This is a genomic window from Trinickia caryophylli, assembly GCF_034424545.1.
Taxonomy (GTDB): domain Bacteria; phylum Pseudomonadota; class Gammaproteobacteria; order Burkholderiales; family Burkholderiaceae; genus Trinickia; species Trinickia caryophylli.
On sequence record NZ_CP139970.1, the window covers coordinates 558,077 to 574,515 of the forward strand.

Below are 16,439 nucleotides of genomic sequence, written 5' to 3' on the forward strand. Positions count from 1 at the left end.
TCGAGCTTAATCTCGTGTCTCCCACTCGCCCAAGGAGCGCGACCATGTCTTCCAGCATCACCCGAGCCGGTACCTTTCACCTCGGCAGCCGCACTGTCCACAGACTTGGCTACGGCGCCATGCAACTCGCGGGGCCGGGCGTCTTCGGTCCGCCCAAGGATCGCGATGCCGCCCTCGCCGTGCTGCGCGAAGCCGTGGCATCGGGCGTCGATCACATCGACACGAGCGATTTCTATGGCCCGCGCGTAACGAATGAGCTGATCCGCGAAGCGCTGCACCCGTACCGGGACGACCTCGTCATCGTGACGAAGATCGGCGCCGCCCGCGGTGAAGACGGCTCATGGTTGCCGGCCTTTTCCGCGCAAGCGCTGGCGCAGGCGGTGCACGACAACCTTCGTAATCTCGGTCTCGAGGTGCTCGACACCGTCAATCTTCGAATCATGTTCGATGCGCATGCGCCTGTCGAAGGATCGATCGAGGCACCGCTGACGGCATTGGCCGAGCTTCAGCATCGAGGACTCGTCCGGCACATCGGCTTGAGCAACGTCACGCCGGCGCAAATCGCGCAGGGGCGCCGGATCTGCGAAATCGTCTGCGTGCAGAACCACTACAACCTCGTACACCGCACCGATGACGATCTCATCGATGCGCTGGCAAGCGACGGCATTGCATACGTGCCCTTCTTTCCGCTGGGCGGCTTCAACCCGTTGCAATCCTCCTCGCTCAGCAACGTCGCCACGCGGCTCGGCGCGACGCCGATGCAAGTCGCGCTCGCCTGGCTGCTGCGCCGGTCGCCGAACATTCTGCTTATTCCCGGAACATCGTCCGTTGCACATCTGCGGGAAAACCTCGCCGCCGCGGCCATCGCCTTGCCCGACGATGCGGCGCGCGAACTCGACGGCATCGCAACCATCGGCTGAGTGCATCCGTGTCGCACGGCGCACACCGTTCGGCACGCGGGTTCGCGCGGTCGCGGCCGGCCGTCGCTTCGCGTGCATTGCCCGCGCGAGCGCAGTCAATTCCTGTCGCGCGGCGAGGAAATGTGGCCCTGTCGGCAACGCACGGGGTTTTGTACGATGAGCCATCCTATCTGGCAACCAACCCGAGAAGCGAACAGCCGACATGAAACTTCCGATCTACCAAATCGACGCCTTTGCAGACAGCGTCTTCAAAGGGAACTACGCAGCGGTGGTTCCGCTCGACGCATGGCTGCCGGGGGCGTTGATGCAAGCGATCGCAACCGAGAACAATCTGTCCGAAACGGCGTTTCTCGTGCGCAATGCGACGGGCGTATTCGACATCCGCTGGTTCTCGCCGATCACCGAAATTGCGTTTTGCGGACACGCCACGCTCGCCAGTGCCTTCGTGCTCTTCCAACGGCAGCCTGAACTTCAGCGGATCGACTTTCACGCGCCAGCCGTCGGCTCGTTCACGGTCCACCGCCGAGCGCAAGGGCTGATCGAAATGGACTTTCCGCAACGGCCCGTCGAGCGCGTCAGCGAAGTCCCCGAGGAAATCGCGCGCGGGCTATCCATTGCCCCCCGCGAAGTGTTCGTGAATCAGCAGGCTTATATCGCGGTGTACGACGACGAGGAACAAGTGCGCGCCGTCGTTCCCCATCTGCCGGTCATTGCGCGGCTCAGCCCGCGCGACGTTGCGGTGACCGCCCCGGGTAACAGCCACGATTTCGTTTCGCGCTATTTCTGGCCCGCGAGCGGCGGCGACGAAGATCCGGTAACCGGCTCGATCCATACCGCACTCGCGCCGCTGTGGGCCGCGCGGCTCGGCAAGACGAAGTTGCTGGCACTCCAGGCTTCGAAACGCGGCGGTGTTCTCCATTGCGAAGTCGATGCCGGCCGCGTACGTATTTCAGGCCATGCCGTCCAGTATCTGGCGGGCACAATCGACGTTCCTGACGCGTGACCGCACGCGGCCGCACTCAGATCGACGTCGCCGTCCTCGATGACGGGCACCATACCGTTCCGGTTCAACGACAGGAATGCGGGCGTCTGCATCGATTGAAAACCCGATCCCCAATCCTCGCGTTGGAATGGCAGATCGAGTTCGGCGCAAACCCAGAGCACCTTGCGGACGTTGATCGACGACGCTTTTCCCAGGATCTTCAGCATGGCGGGGGCCAGAAAGCGCGAATCGGGCTACTCTAAGCCGTCTCGTCGGTCAGGTTCAATGTGCAGTTCATTGCACGGCTACCGTTTCGGTATCGGCCGCGGCTTTGCCCTGCGCATCGTCAAACCGGATCAGGCCGCATCCTCCAGAAAATCCGTGATTGCATCTCGGCTGGGCGTGAGCCCTCTCAACTGGAGCAAGGCACCGGCATTCCCGCGATGGTAAGTGCCATGCAGGCAAACATGCAGGATGATTTCGCTTCGTTGCATACGTGCGGGCTTTCCACTCGTGAAAACGAAATCGACCGTCTCGTCGAGGTCCCGCTCGCTCAGGCCTTCGACATACGAGGCGTACCAGTCGTCAATTCGCTTTATGCCCTCGCTCAGCGCCTCGAGTGCCGGCATGCGCTCGGATCGCGCGGCGCGAAAATCGTGCGGCCGCCCTTGCAAATGATGCTGGAAGATTCTATCGACCACATGAATGTGATCGAGGACACGAAGCATGAGCGAGCCATCTTCGGCCGTCATCCGGTCTAGATTCGCGGTGACGGCATCACAAAGACCGCGATCGGCCCATCGTTTGACGGCGATGAGTTTCGAATAAGGCTCACAGGCCATGAAACGCCTCCTTGCGCATTGAAGTCTCGGGGTAGATCCGATCGACATCGACCACCCCATTGCATGCCGACCGTCCGCATGCATAATACGAGTAATTACTCGCATTCATCTACTCGCATTCCGAGCGTGGACGATGGCACGCAAACCGCTCACGAAACCCAGGAAGTACGCCACACAGGAACGATCGCGCGTAACGGTGGATGCGCTGATCGAGGCAACCGCTCGCATTCTCGTGGCGGACGGCTACGACAAGGCGAGTACGAACCGCATCGCCGCGAAAGCCGGCGTGAGCGTCGGCTCGCTCTATCAGTATTTCCCCAGCAAGGAGGCGCTCGTGGCGGCGGTCGCCGAGCGCCATGGCCAGGCGCTCACGCAGCTCATGCACCACGCATTGGCGCAGGTCGAGACGCTGCCCATCCGGGAAGGCGTGCCGAAGCTGGTAGCGGCAGCCATTGCCGCGCATCGGCTCGACCCTCAACTGCATTGCGTGCTCGCAGAGCAACTGCCGCATACGGGGCGGCCCGAAAGCGGGGAGTATCTGGCTCGCGACGTGCATCTGTCGTTCAGGGCCTACCTGGAAGCGCATCGCGACGAAGTGCGGATCACCGACCTCGAGCTGGCTACGTTCGTCTGCGCGACGTCCATCGAGGCACTGACGCATACGGCCGTTCTGCGCTATTCGGACCGCCTCTCCGACGCAGCGTTCGCTCTGCTGGTCGACGAGGCTTCCCGGCTCATCGTGCGCTATCTTCAGTAGTCAGGTCGTATCCCTCGTCGAGCCACCCGGTGACGCCGCCGATCATGATCTTCACGGGCCGCCCCAGCCTCGCGAGACGTATGGCGCCGCGCGTCGCACCGTTGCAATGCGGCCCCGCGCAGTAGGTGACGAAGAGCGTATCGAGCGGATAGCCGGCGAGCTTCGATGCGACGACCTTCCCGTGCGGCAGATTGACGGCCTGAGGCAAGTGACCTTGCGCGAAGAGCGCGGGGCTGCGGACGTCGAGCAGCACGAATCCCGGCGTCGCGCTGGCAAGTGCAGCCGCCACGTCGGCGCAATCGGTCTCGAATTGCAGCGATGCCTCGAAATGCGCGAGCGCGGCGGTACTGTCGGCTGCGGGTATGGCGATAACGGCATTGTTCGGGTTTGTCGTCGACATTCTTTTTGGTCCGTATGAGTGCGATCCGAGTTTGCCCCGGGGATCTGTCCCGGGTGTGCTTATTCTGTCTTCGGCGCGCCCATCGCATAAGTGGCGTAATCGTCGATTTTCGGTAACATCACGCCATGAACCTTCATCTCGTTGTCGCGCTTGCCTACGATCGCCTTTGCACATTCGAATTCGGTTGCGTGACCGAATTGTTCGCGCTCGAACGCCCGGAGTTGGGCGTCGATTGGTATCGTTTTGCGGTTTGTGCGGCGGAGCCGGGCCCGCTGCGCGCGGCAGGCGGTATCACGGTCGCCGCGCCCTATACGCTCAGACTGCTCGACCGCGCCAATACGATCGTCGTGCCGGGCTGGCGCGACGCGGATGAAGTGCCACCCGAGGCGGTGCTCAAGAAGATCCGTACGGCTTACCGACGAGGTGCGCGCCTTTGCTCTATCTGCTCCGGCGTATTCGTGCTGGCGGCGGCCGGCGTGCTCGACGGCAAAACCGTGACCACGCACTGGCGCTATGCAGCCAAGCTGCAGCAACGGTACCCGCAGTTGCGAGTGCAGGCGGATGCACTTTATGTGGACGAAGGGCAGATCATCACGTCGGCGGGATCGGCCGCGGGGCTCGATATGCTGCTGCATCTGATTCGACGCGATTTCAGCGCCGCAGTGGCGAACCGGATCGCGCAGCGGCTCGTGCTGCCGCCGCATCGCGAAGGCGGACAGGCGCAGTTCGTACCGCGCCCAATGGGGCCGGACGAAAACGGCCGGCTGGCGAAACTGATGGATTGGGTGCGCCAGCACCCTGCTTTGCCGCACACGCTGCGCTCGCTCGCCGCGCGGGCGGCGATGAGCCCGCGCACGCTGCAGCGGCAGTTTCGCGACGCCACCGGCATGGCGCCCTATGAGTGGGTCGTGCGCGAGCGCGTGGCCGTGGCTCGGGAAATGCTCGAGGCGCCGGAGCCGTTGCCTATAGCGCGCGTTGCCGAGTTGGCCGGATTTGGCTCCGAGGAGTCGATGCGCAGGCATTTCCGCCGGATCGCGCTGACGAGTCCGGCTACGTACCGTAGGCGGTTCGGGCAGGATGCGCGGCGGGAGACCATCGGTACAAGAGGCCAAGACAAACCGATCCACCTCTAGCGCGAGGGAAATAAACCAAACCTGCGGCTACAGCTGGTACGCGGACAACGAGCTCGAATGAGCAAGCGCGGTTACGGCAGCCCCGGCGCATCAATCATCTGAACTTTTCGGCACGCCTGCCGTCCATCGTTTGATGGAAAACCGACGTGCGGCTTCCCGTCCCCGGCAGCATCTCCAGCACAGGATCGATCGATGTCTCCAGACGCCTCATTTGGTTGCGCGTGCTGCAGTCCCCATCTGATGTTGTCGGCTGTTGGCCCCGACGACACCTGGCAGGACGACCTGCTCGACGCGATCAAGCAGTTGCCCACGCCCAAGCCACCGGAATCCGTGGTGTTCCATAGCGGCAACATCTACCCGGACCCCAACGACACCAGCCTGCGTGTCGAGGCGATCGGCATCGCCAATCATCGCGTGGTGGCCACGGGCCCGCTGCCGGAGGTGCGCGAGGCGATGACAGCGCAGGGCATCACGTTCCGCGAGCAGCAGCTCGAGGCGGAACAGACGCTGCTTCCCGGCTTGATCGAGCCGCACGCGCACATGGTGCCGAGCGCTCTGATGACCACCTGGACCGATCTGTCCGCGTTCGATGAACAGTATCTGAACTACAAGTACTGCATCGAGAGCATCGCCGCGAGGCTCGAGGCCGCTATCCGCAATGCCACGCGCGCCCCGACGGATCCGTCCAGGCCGGTGTGGATTTGCGGCTACGGCATCGATCCGTCTTTGATGGAGGTCTGGACCGACATCGACAGAAAACAGCTCGATGGCATCGTCGCCAGGACCGACAGCAAGCCTCCGGTGGCCGTTTTTCTGCTCAACGCCTCGGGGCATATCGGATACGCCAATACCGTCGCGCTCCAACAGGCCGGGCTGCTCGAGAGCTATCCCGACGGCGTATTGACCGAGTTGCAGATCCGCGCGGTGACGTCGATCGTGCCGCAGCCTTCGCTTCTCGCGCTGATCAACGGCCTGCGCAAGGTGATGGAGGCAGCGAACGCGTGCGGGATCACCACGCTGTTCGATGCGGGGCTGGGCATGACGATGGGGCCGCTCGAGGTGCTCGTGATGCGTGCACTTGCCACGACCTCGTGGATGACGGTGCGCGTGGGCGCGGCGCTATTCGGCAACGGCGACAATCTCGCCCAGTGGCTGGCGACCTATCGTCCGGAGTTGAACAGCGCGCCGGAGGTGCTGTTCTCGCTGCGCGCGATCAAGCTGGTGGCCGACGGCTCGAACCAAGGCCTCACGGGGTTGCAGAGCACGGACTACAAGTGCTGCCGCGAGCATACGGTGCCCGGCGTCGGTCGCCGCGGCCTGTTCAATTTCGATCCGGCCTTGCGCTTGTCGGCGCTCATGCAGCAGATCGCCCATTTCGGTTGGCCGATGATGACGCACGCCAACGGCGACGCCGCAATCGCCAACGTGCTGGCCGCGTATGGGCTCGCACTGAATGTAGTGCCGCCACCCGGCGAGCCGCCGCAACCGGAGCCCGTCGACGTCCCGCCGGCGTCGCGCCACCGGATCGAACATGCGTCGCTGTTGACCGACGAGTCGATCGACGCCATGAAGCGGCTCCATATTTCGCCGAGCTTCCTGATCGGTCACGCCGGCTACTGGGGGAAAACGTTCAGCGAGACGATCCTCGGCAAGGACCGCGCGGATCTGTTGGACCGCTGCCGCTCGGCGGCCGATGCCGGCCTGAAAATCAGCCTGCACAGCGACCATTTTGTGACGCCGCTCGGCCCCCTGCGCAACATGGAGCAGGCGATTGGCCGATGGATGGAGGGCTACTGGAAAGACAAGGCAGTGCATCCGAGCCGCGTCTACCCGGTGCTTAACAAGGCCGAACGCTTGAGCACAGATCAGGCGTTACGCGCCATCACGATCGATGCCGCCTGGCAATGCAATCTCGACACGCAGATCGGCTCGCTGGAAGCGGGCAAGCAGGCCGATCTGGTGATTCTCGCCAGCGATCCGCTGACGGCGCCGATCGGCGCGAAATTGCGCGACATAGACGTAATCGAGACCTGGGTGAGCGGGCGCAAGGTATTCCACGGCCCGGTGCTACGATCGACCGCGTGAACTCGGGTCCGTCGAGCCTACCGCGTAGATGGTCCACTCGCCGTTCGGCGCGAGTGGAAGAAGGGGTTGTCACTGCCCATGTTCGGCCGCCGTTACCTCTTCCGATAGGCCACCAGGGACTACATCCACTGCATCAGTAGCTGTAACGGTACACCTATCTCCGCATTCAACGATTGGCTTGATTTGCAGCCCTGTCCATTGGCCGGACGTCGATTTCGTGCGAAACCTGAACTTGATGCCCCGCGACATTCATGCGACATGCCGAACACGTCGCATGATGATCGCCGACTCAGCATTTCCCATTAGGACAAACCGGCCTGAAGCTTGCGACAACGCCGTTCTTAAAATCGATTATCGCGCCATATTCTGGCTCATGCCCTGCAACTGCATTGCCCGCCCCACCCATGGATGGCAGGTGATTCAGAAGCAAGCTAAATGCACCGCGCGATGTATCATTCGAGTAAACCCATCGACCGTTCGGATCTTCCATATAGGTATCCGTGCGCTGCGGTTCGCCATAAATCCGCTTCACGTCCGCTTGCTTGGTCTTGCCGACGACGAGGTTGGCCTTCAGATTGGCCAAACTATACTTGTCTCGACCAAAAGCGGTGCCGACCGGCGCCGAGCCCATTGCCGAGTCGGACATCGTGTTGCAACCGACGGCCATAAAGCAAAGCGCAATAATGGTGATTATCTTGAACACGTAGCCCCCATCTCTCTTAGTTTTTTGACGAAATGATGTCCCTCTGGACACCTTATCATCATCTTTAGGCTTCTGTCCCGCTCTGCTCAGACGAACCCGAGGCGATAGTACAATGCTCGGTCCACGTCCGCAAGGCGGTCGCGATTACTGCTACGGGTATCAGCTGGGATGCATCGAGCGTGTACCGTCCACGGTTGCGCCGGCTCAGCGAAGTTCGCTGCCGTGCTGCCATCGGTGAGGCGACGAACGACAGACTCGGTCAGCGCAGAAAGGAAACCCACAACCGGTCGAGCATCGTGTAGCTGAAACGATCCCTACGACGACACGCCGAGGCGATCCGCCCGGACCAGCGTCGGCGCCACGAAAATGAGCTTGCGCAGGCCATGCTGCGGACCATACGGCTGCATGCGCATGTGCCCGCGTCGCCAGTGGGGCGACATTTCTCCGCCTGTCGGCCGCTCGATATGCTCGGGGCCGACGATGATCCGGTTATAGCGACTCGCCAACTGTCGCTCAATGCGCGACGCCTTCCGATTGCCGACGCGCGCCATTCGCTCCATGGTGTCGTCGGCGCGCATATCATCGATCCGAACGGCACCGGCAGTCTGCAGGTAGAGCATCACCTTGATGCACATCTCCATGACCGGCTTGAGCTCCGCTGCGGACAGGCTGGCCCCTGCGGACATATTATTGGCCACATGCGCCATCAACGACTCGTTCTCGTCCCGAAAAATCAGTTGAACCATGACCGGCTGGTCGCACTGGCCGGGTTGCGTGCGCCTGCCCACCCCCACCGGTACGAATAGCAAGTCACGTCGCGCTCCGACGCGGGTATCGAATATGTACACACCCACGGTGATAGCGTCTTCGCCCGTGTGGGCCCACAGCGGCTCGTCGATCGCCCCGGCCATCGCCGGGCCGAAGCGCACGAATACGGCTGGAAACGGCAACTGGAATAGCGAAGCGGGAACATCACCGCCGATGTCGGTGCGCACGAGCCAGTCCTGCAAAGCCGCAGTGGGTTCGATCACGGCGTGGGGCCTCGCAAGGTAGAGGCCGGCCGCCATGCTCAGCGTCGCCATCTTCTGCGCTTCCCATGGTTTCAGGCGGTCGAGATGAGCCGGATTGTTGACGCGGACGGCCTCGATCAGCAGCTTCATGACCGCGTCTCCAGCAACGGGCGGGCCATAGTCGCTGTCGGCACGCGGGACGAATCCCGCCGGCACTTCGCCGTCTCGCCGACGCAGCGTATCCACCCACGCTCGCCAAGCGGGAAGCAAGCCCACCTGCGCCGCCCGCGCGGGCGGCAGTGCCCGACTGGTTCGCATGGTCGAGTCGACCGCTATCAGAAAATCGCGAGCGCGACGCTCGAGTTCCGGGCGCTGCGTTCCGTTCATGAAGTGCCACCGCGCTTGTTCAGGCGATCGCAGTAGAACGTACAGGCCGTCGTTTCTTTCACGGCATTCATGTCATTTCGCCCGTATCACTAGCCGTCGCAGCAAGAGCGAGTTTGCGACGCGGCGGATCTCGTTCATTTCGAGGGCGGCGCCATGTCGACATGATTGCCCGACACCACGAGGGTGACCGGATCGGTTTTCTTCCACTGGGACTTCGGAATCACGAGCTGCCATTGCGCATGCGTCTGATCCCGAAAAAACGCCACGATACCCACGTCTTGTGCCGAATCGGGCATCGTCTCCGACAGTCGGATGGTCGCGCCGGGATCGAGCGTGATCTCCATGCGACCGACGAGATCGGTTTTCAGGACATCACGGTCGTCGGCGAGCAGCGGTCCATAGCCGGCCTTCTCGAACCCCTTTGCATCCTTGAGCTGATAGATGCGCATCACGACCGGCAGCGACTGCCCCCGGTCATTCTGATTCAGCGCCGCGCGGCTCGCGACCACGAGGTTCATCTGGTCGACCTTTGCGACGAATATCGCGCGCGTCGCGTCGACGGTTCCGTTCTTGACCGACTGCCAGGCGCCGCAGCCCGACAACGCGCTCGCCAACAGGCTGGCGGCGATCCATCGTTGCTTACGAACCGCGGTTATCTCTGCGCTCACAGCCAACCTCCCGTCTTGACCGATTTGGGATAGCGCCGGATCGGGCCACCCACGCCCTCATACAACACCAGTCGTATCGAGAAATGAACGTCGGCGTACCGGCTGACGAAGCGGCTCAGCACGTCACCGAACAGCGCCACGTCCCCGGGACCGGCAAAGCCGGAGGGCTCGATTCCGACATTGAAGTTCACGAGATCCATCGCGCTTGCACCCACGACTTCTGTCTCCCTATCCAGCCACACGTAGTGAATCGCCTCGATGCGCCGCTGATTGTCGTCATGCAGTGTCCAGTCGTACAGCGAGAGGACGCCGCGCAGTACATCGGCGTTCATCATGCTCAGCTCGCTCGCCCCGCCGGCACTAAAGTGCGACATCACCTTCCAGTCGTAGTCCCCCCCGCGCGGCGGATACAGCGGCATGGTCGGCGCGGTGAGATTGCGGACCCGTTCGACACCGGCGAACGACGATCCTGGGCCAGTAATCGTCGACTCACGTAGCGCCATACGCGGCAGACGGGCGTTGCTCGCCAGCACGCGGACCGTCACGTGCCTGTCCGGCACGCTGGCCGGCTCATCCCATAAATCACCGCCTAACGTCACCCACATCTCCCGCCGGCCCGTCACGCCGGCGCGGATTGACGTGTGGTAAAGGCGACCCGGCGACTCGTAACGCATCATCCCGCCGCGATGCCGGAACTCCGCGAAAGACCGGTATTCGAAGCGAGTGGCATTTTGCGGGTCGGCTGCGGTGACCGACAGGGCATCATAGGGCTCGACGTGCTCACCGGCATAGGCAGGCGGCAGAACCGGATAGTCGCGCTCGTGCGCGTTGGGCCGGATTGCCTGCGCGTCCAGCTCGAAAAGATTGATGACCGGCGTACAGAACAGACGGACATTGCCCGCGCCGAACGCGATGTCCCCCGGTAACCGATCGCGCATGACGATCTCGAATTCGAGGCGAGTCTCCCCCGGGGGCACGATCTGTGCGTCGAAACCGCACAGATCCACGAAATGAAACTTCTCGGGAAACGCGAAGTATTCGAGCATCGTCGCTTCGCGGTCGTGGCGGGCATCGCGACCTTCGTGATCGACGGGCCACAGGCGCGTGTCCGGCCCAAAACCGGCCCCCTCGAATGCTATGCGCGGCTGCGGCTGCAACCGGCCATCCAGCACGCGTGGCATGCGCACCCCGATCGTTTCGACTTGCCGGGTCAATGCAGCGTAGAGCGCCGAGGCTGTCGGCCGGTCGCCGTGCAGGTACAGGCGGATGCGCGACAGATCGTCGAGCAGGCGTTGTTCACGATGCCGCAGCGCGAACGCAAGGCGAAGCACCGTGCGGCCGTCCTCACGCATGCGTACCCCCGCCTCGCACACGTCAAGCGGCAGCAGACGCACCGGCTGGGTGGTACGAAAGACGCACACCGTGCCATCAGGTCCGACTGGCGTCGAGTGCACCTGAAGGCCGGCTGGCAGCGTCTCCAGCATACGCGCGTCGTCTGCGCGCGGCACACACTCGAGAATCGCGAGCGACGGAATGGGGCGGCACATGTGCGGCCACAGGTGATCGAGCAACGGATCGGCAATTTCCGGGAAACCGTCGTCGAGCTTCATCCGCAGGCGAGCCGAGAGGAAAGCGAATCCCTGGAAGACCTGCTCGACGCTGTCGCGGCGCGCACCCGGGAGGGTGAGCCCCAATCGGCGGGCCCCCTCGGGATGCACCTCGGCGAATTCTCTGCTGGCCTCGCGCAGATAGCGCATTTCCGCATCGAAATAGCGCAGGAACGGATCGTCGTTTTGATCGACGCTCACTGTGCCATCCCTTCGGGAAGCGGCGGCAAAGAGGGCGGCACGCCCGCCTTGCCGACGATGAAGATCCGCTCGGGCATACGGAAGCCGCGCAGCTTCAGCAGTTCGACGGGGCCCGCGCCAAGCTGCGTGCGCATCACGTAGCTCAGCGGGGCACCGTTCGCCGCGTTCCACGTCATCTGGTAGCGCGTGCTGTCCAGTTGCTTCACCTCAGCCTTGGCCAGCAGACGCAGGAAAGCCCAGTCACCCGTCGAGTCGAATGTCTGACGCAACCCGGCATCCACCGTCTGCCAGGTGAGTCCCGCGTGCCCGTTCAGTCCGTTGCCTGGCCATGCAAGTGGCGTCCAGCTTTCTTGCTGGTTGAAGTACACGATTTGTTTGCCGTCGACCGACAGCTCGGAGCGTGTCACGTTCGGGGTTGGCAGTGCCATCATCTCGAACTTCTCGCCCGCGTCGCCCTGCACGTAAAGCTGTGCGCCGATGGTTGAGAGCTGCCGGAGGCCGGCGAGGAACTTCGGGTCGAACTGCAGCGCCTGCGGCGCCAGTTCGTTCGGCACCCACTGGTCGGCTTGAGGCTTGAGCACACCGCCGAGCTGCGTCGACATGAAGCGCGCGATCAAGCCCGTATCGGGGCGCACGAAGCGGCCGAGTTCGGCGAAGGACGCATCCGCCTGGGTGTCAAAGAATGGGTAGCGGCCGTTCATCGCCGCGTTGAACGGCGCGGCAACGCTCGCTCGCCACGCCTCGTTCAGGCTCGCTGCCGCCGGCTGCAGAATCGTCTGCCAGGCGGCCTCGAGAGGCTGCGCGAACGCGGCCTCGCCAAACCCCGACCACGCGGAGCCCAGACTCGCGGCCGTGAGGGCCGCATCGTCGCGCGCCTGCGACAGGTCCGAGAGCTTGCCTTGGAACACCGCTTGTGCGAGCGCGCGAGCCATCGCCTGCGCATCGTTGCTTGCCTGGATCTGCTGCAGCTTCAGGCGCATCGTCGTGACCGCCGTCAGGTAGCGCGACAGGCTCACGCCGGTCAGCGCGACATTCGCGGGTGCGCCACCTTTGCTCGTACCGCCGTTCGTCCCGACACCGGCATCGCCCATCAACGTGAGCAGCGGCCCGAATGGCTTGTCGAGCGGGTTGACGGCAGGTGCGTTCGGCGGGTCATCATTGCCGATCAGGCTCTGCGCCTTGCGCACCAGCGTGTCGGTCAGCGCCTGCGAAGGCCTGCCGGCCTGCGCCTGCAGTTGCACGCATTTCATCAACGCGATCAGCGGCGAGGTCTGCGCGTCGGCCAGGCGCGCCAACTGTTCGACCGCGCCATTCAGGTTCGACGCCGGCCGCCACTGGAGGCTGTTCAGCATGCGCTGCCACGCGGCCGTGTATTCGGCGAAGTAGCGTGCCGTGAGGCGTTGTTTGAGATCATCGGCGGAGCGCTTCTCGTCGATTGCCATCCCGGTACCGACGGCGCCCCGAGACAGCGCGTTACCGGCGTTGCCCGGTGGTTGCGCACCGGTCAGCACCCAGTCGCTGCTGACCCGTCGTTCGGCGGACGCCTTGTCGATGGCGTCTGAAATCATGCCGTCCCAGGCCGCCCGCGTGTAGATGCCAGGCACGGTCTGCGACGTCGTGAACAGGCCCTGCGCATCGGTGCCGCTCAGCAGCGTGCCGAGCGACGCGTCCGCGTACTTGCCGCTGGCGTCGTCAACGATGCGCTGGTACACCGTGTCGGCGGCCGACGCGAGCCCCGTTTGCGTGACCAACATGTTGCGGGTGGCCGTCACAAGGCTCGCGTCCGGCGTGATTCGCCAGTCGGGGTGCGCGGCAAGATGACCGGCATAGAATGCGGCGAGCCGCTGGCCGGTGTCGTCGCGCTCACCGATCGGCATGTCGACTTGCCGCGGCCACAGCATGACGAACTGGCGTGTCAGGAACGCCGCGTCGGCGCGCGCCGGATCACCCAGCATCAGATAGGTTTTGAGTGCGTCGTAGGTGGTGCTGCGCGCGGCCTGCGATTGCAGTGCATCGGCGCGCGCCTGGCTCGCCGTCTCGAGCAGCTCGCCGATCGTCTGCACGACCGGCGTTTGCAGATTGCGGGTCGCGGCGATCCGGTAGGGTTGCCACAAAGTGGCCAGGAGACCGTCGTTGCGCGACAGGCCCGCGCGCAGGTACCACGGCACGCCGTGCTGCTCGCGATATTCGAGCTTTTCGATCAGGTGTTGCAGCGCGAGTTGGGCACGCCAGGACTGTGCGGTTTGTGGGCGCTCGTCGACGGCGGCCTCAGCAACGGCGTGCCCCTCCCGAATCAGTTGCCGGTTACCGATAGCCGATACGATCATCCAGGCACACCAGGCCATCAGCGCGATGGTGACGAGCCACGCCAGCGCATGGGGCCAATAGAAGCCGACCCGCCGGCCGAAACCGCGCCGGCACGCGATCGACTCCCACGCGGGCAGCAGCGCGCGCGGCTGACGCGGATAGCGCTCATCCGCGGCGTGAGACGCGGCCTGGGTCGCCCGCCCCTCCATCGGCACAGGGACAGCCGTCGTAGTGCCCCCCCGATCCTCGACTACGGGCGCGAACACGACCCCGGCGAGCGTCGCTCGCAGCCACGGCGACAAAAACAGAGCGTTCCAGTTGATGACGATACGCTCACGCTGCTGGCCGATATACCGCGAAACCTGCGCCAGATACTGAAGGCGTGCGGGCGAGGCGATCAGCTGCATGCCGGTATCGGCTGTGTTTATCTCGATGATCCCAAGCTGGTCGTGCAGGTCGGCGGCGGACTTCGCTGCGTTACCTCGGAAATCCGGATAGGCGCCAATCGCCCTGAAAGTCTCAGGCAGGTTACCTTCAACCGGTACCGCATGCAGGAACGTGACGGGCGCGGCCCAGCCGAGATCGATCGCTAGCATCGCCAGGGTTTGCGGCAGGTCGGACTCATGCTCGTCTGCATGGGTCACATGCACGACGCCGTCGACCGGGCGCCAGCGCCGCAGGCGGCGAATCTGCCGACGCCACACGCTCGCCGCGATGCCGTGGGGCGCCGCATGCACGAGCACCCGGTTCTCGACCAGCAGCACGCCCGCGCGCGTCAGGCCTGGTGCGACCTGTTCGACGCGCGCGTCGGAACCATGGATCAGCAGCCACGGCGCCCGGTAGCGCCAGCGCCAGCCGTGAGAAACAGCCAGTTCATCGCGCAGCAATTGCAGGCGCGCATCGCGTGCCGGCTCCCGTTCGTTTTTTGAGGTTTTCGACCCGGCGCCGCACCTTGCCCGGAAAGTCACGCCAGCGATCTCGTAAGCCCCCAATCGCGAAGCGAACGCATGCAGCAGAACGATGCCCAGCATCACGCCAACAATCCATAGGCTGGCCGTCTTCTTCGCATCCGTCGACGGCGGCCCCCATGCTGCCCCGTTGACCCAAACAATCGCCAGCGCGAAGGCCCCTAGAATAAAGACGAACGCAGGCAAGCCCCACCCCGCAAGCGGGCGCGGTTTCGGGGAAGGTTCTGCGATGCTCTCCGGGGTGATTGTCGGTTCCGTTTTCATGATTTTCGGGGCGGATGAGCTCGCACAATGGCTGCCTGCATTGTCCGCGCGCGGTTCAGTATGAGTTGCGGGCGTTCCCCGCCGTATTCGGCGGCCGCCGTAACGGCCAGCCAGCCGGCCGCATTGCCTGCATGGCCGACGACACGGTCTTGGTTGAATCGTGACTCATGGGTAGTCAGGCGCTCCAGTCCCGTACGGCGGCACGCTACGCCGATCAGCGCATGCTGGTCTTCCGCGAACCCCGTCACCCACGCCCGCTCCACCGATGATGGTGCAGCCTTCCCCCAGAGCAAGGAGAGCGCAACACCTTCGCCAAACTCGTCGGCAGGCCGTGAGACGGGACGGTGAATCGTTGCGCATGAGACAAGCTCGCTGGGAAGACGCAGAGTTTCCGGCGCCAGCAGGATGGCAACGCCCCCCTCGGTGCTTTCCGCTGGAGGCACATCATGCAGTGCGGCCGCCATGAGTAGTAGCGGGCGGGTCTCCTTCGCGTCTAGCCATGCGTCAACCGGCATCAAGCCATCGCAGCCGGGAATTACCCTGCACTCGAGTGCAGGAAGGTGAAAGGCGCCCAGCACGACGCGGATCTGCTGCAGCGCCTGCCCGGGGGGCACGTCATCGTCTACCATCAATCGAACCGCTGGCAGTACACCCGAGACAGCAAGCCCATCAATAATGTCGAGCAACGGAGCCAGCAGCTGCGCATAGAGCTTGCCTTCGCGCGTAAGCGACGACTGCGCAAGCACCTGCCTCAGCCTCGGATCGACGACATCGGATTCGTCATCTTCGGGCAGGAGAAGATGACGCACTATCGTGGTTCCGTCTCGTAGCGGCTGCGCCTTCAGGAGGCTCATTCCCTTCGCGACCGTCTGGGCAAATGTCCCACACTCCAGCGGAAGACGATACGCATACCCGAATACCTTCAAAGACTGCTGCCCCTCCTCGACCAGTTCCATGCGTCGGCGCTCGCGATGGTCGTTGTAATACAGCACACGCAGATGCCTGCTCTCGTAGTCCGCCCGGTTCAAGGCCACAAGCGCAACGAACACCGCGTTGGGTAGCCCTGCGATCAGCAGCCAGAACAACGCACCGTGCGCTGGCAAGTCCTTCGGCCACAACAGCAGCACCGCGCCATCGACAGACAGCACGCATGCGACCCATACAACGAGCCATATACGGAGCCCCGGCCCATGTGACGGATACTG

General features: G+C 63.7%; 13 protein-coding genes and 1 pseudogene. 5 read left to right on the forward strand and 9 right to left on the reverse strand.

Annotation, left to right across the window (positions count from 1 at the left end; translation table 11 throughout):
* Window positions 1-44: 44 nt before the first annotated feature.
* Window positions 45-920, forward strand: coding sequence for an aldo/keto reductase family oxidoreductase (locus U0034_RS02510; protein ID WP_085225822.1), 876 nt, complete (start codon window positions 45-47; stop codon window positions 918-920).
* A gap of 202 nt (window positions 921-1,122) precedes the next feature.
* On the forward strand, window positions 1,123-1,923 hold the full coding sequence (locus tag U0034_RS02515; protein WP_085225819.1) for a PhzF family phenazine biosynthesis protein: 801 nt from the start codon (window positions 1,123-1,125) through the stop codon (window positions 1,921-1,923).
* Window positions 1,924-1,940: 17 nt separating this feature from the next.
* Here U0034_RS02515 and U0034_RS02520 read toward each other — a convergent pair.
* Window positions 1,941-2,129: pseudogene (locus U0034_RS02520) on the reverse strand (glutathione S-transferase N-terminal domain-containing protein); the annotation flags it as partial.
* Window positions 2,130-2,258: 129 nt separating this feature from the next.
* On the reverse strand, window positions 2,259-2,744 hold the full coding sequence (locus U0034_RS02525; protein ID WP_085225817.1) for a DinB family protein: 486 nt from the start codon (window positions 2,742-2,744) through the stop codon (window positions 2,259-2,261).
* A gap of 133 nt (window positions 2,745-2,877) precedes the next feature.
* On the opposite strand from U0034_RS02525, the gene U0034_RS02530 reads away from it, so the two are divergent.
* Complete coding sequence (locus U0034_RS02530) at window positions 2,878-3,501, forward strand: TetR/AcrR family transcriptional regulator (RefSeq protein ID WP_085225815.1); 624 nt, start codon at window positions 2,878-2,880, stop codon at window positions 3,499-3,501.
* Here U0034_RS02530 and U0034_RS02535 read toward each other — a convergent pair.
* Window positions 3,479-3,901 (reverse strand): rhodanese-like domain-containing protein, encoded by a 423-nt coding sequence (locus tag U0034_RS02535; protein WP_085225813.1) that lies wholly within the window; start codon window positions 3,899-3,901, stop codon window positions 3,479-3,481. The two genes, U0034_RS02530 and U0034_RS02535, sit on opposite strands and share 23 nt — an antisense overlap.
* Window positions 3,902-4,026: 125 nt before the next feature.
* Here U0034_RS02535 and ftrA point away from each other — a divergent pair, with 125 nt between their 5' ends.
* Together ftrA and U0034_RS02545 are read left to right on the forward strand one after the other, a co-directional pair.
* On the forward strand, window positions 4,027-5,034 hold the full coding sequence (gene ftrA, locus U0034_RS02540; RefSeq protein WP_085225811.1) for a transcriptional regulator FtrA: 1,008 nt from the start codon (window positions 4,027-4,029) through the stop codon (window positions 5,032-5,034).
* Between the two features lie 192 nt (window positions 5,035-5,226).
* Window positions 5,227-7,119: an amidohydrolase gene (locus U0034_RS02545; RefSeq protein WP_085225809.1), complete on the forward strand. Its 1,893-nt coding sequence runs from the start codon at window positions 5,227-5,229 to the stop codon at window positions 7,117-7,119.
* A gap of 289 nt (window positions 7,120-7,408) precedes the next feature.
* On the opposite strand, the gene U0034_RS02550 is transcribed toward U0034_RS02545, so the two are convergent.
* From U0034_RS02550 to U0034_RS02575, 6 genes are all read right to left on the reverse strand, one after another.
* Window positions 7,409-7,822, reverse strand: coding sequence for a hypothetical protein (locus tag U0034_RS02550; protein ID WP_139831130.1), 414 nt, complete (start codon window positions 7,820-7,822; stop codon window positions 7,409-7,411).
* Between the two features lie 314 nt (window positions 7,823-8,136).
* A complete protein-coding gene (locus tag U0034_RS02555; protein ID WP_139831129.1) occupies window positions 8,137-8,982 on the reverse strand; it encodes a hypothetical protein in 846 nt (281 codons plus the stop codon).
* Window positions 8,983-9,353: 371 nt separating this feature from the next.
* Window positions 9,354-9,887, reverse strand: coding sequence for a type VI secretion system lipoprotein TssJ (gene tssJ, locus U0034_RS02560; RefSeq protein WP_176072604.1), 534 nt, complete (start codon window positions 9,885-9,887; stop codon window positions 9,354-9,356).
* A complete protein-coding gene (tssF, locus tag U0034_RS02565) occupies window positions 9,884-11,644 on the reverse strand; it encodes a type VI secretion system baseplate subunit TssF (protein ID WP_085226433.1) in 1,761 nt (586 codons plus the stop codon). Before tssF ends, tssJ begins: the two co-directional genes overlap by 4 nt.
* Before the next feature lie 47 nt (window positions 11,645-11,691).
* The gene (locus U0034_RS02570) at window positions 11,692-15,234 is read right to left on the reverse strand and encodes an ImcF-related family protein (RefSeq protein ID WP_085225801.1); all 3,543 of its coding nucleotides are present in this window, start codon (window positions 15,232-15,234) and stop codon (window positions 11,692-11,694) included.
* A complete protein-coding gene (locus tag U0034_RS02575) occupies window positions 15,231-16,382 on the reverse strand; it encodes a hypothetical protein (RefSeq protein ID WP_139831128.1) in 1,152 nt (383 codons plus the stop codon). The genes U0034_RS02570 and U0034_RS02575 overlap by 4 nt, the downstream gene beginning before the upstream one ends.
* Window positions 16,383-16,439: the final 57 nt, after the last annotated feature.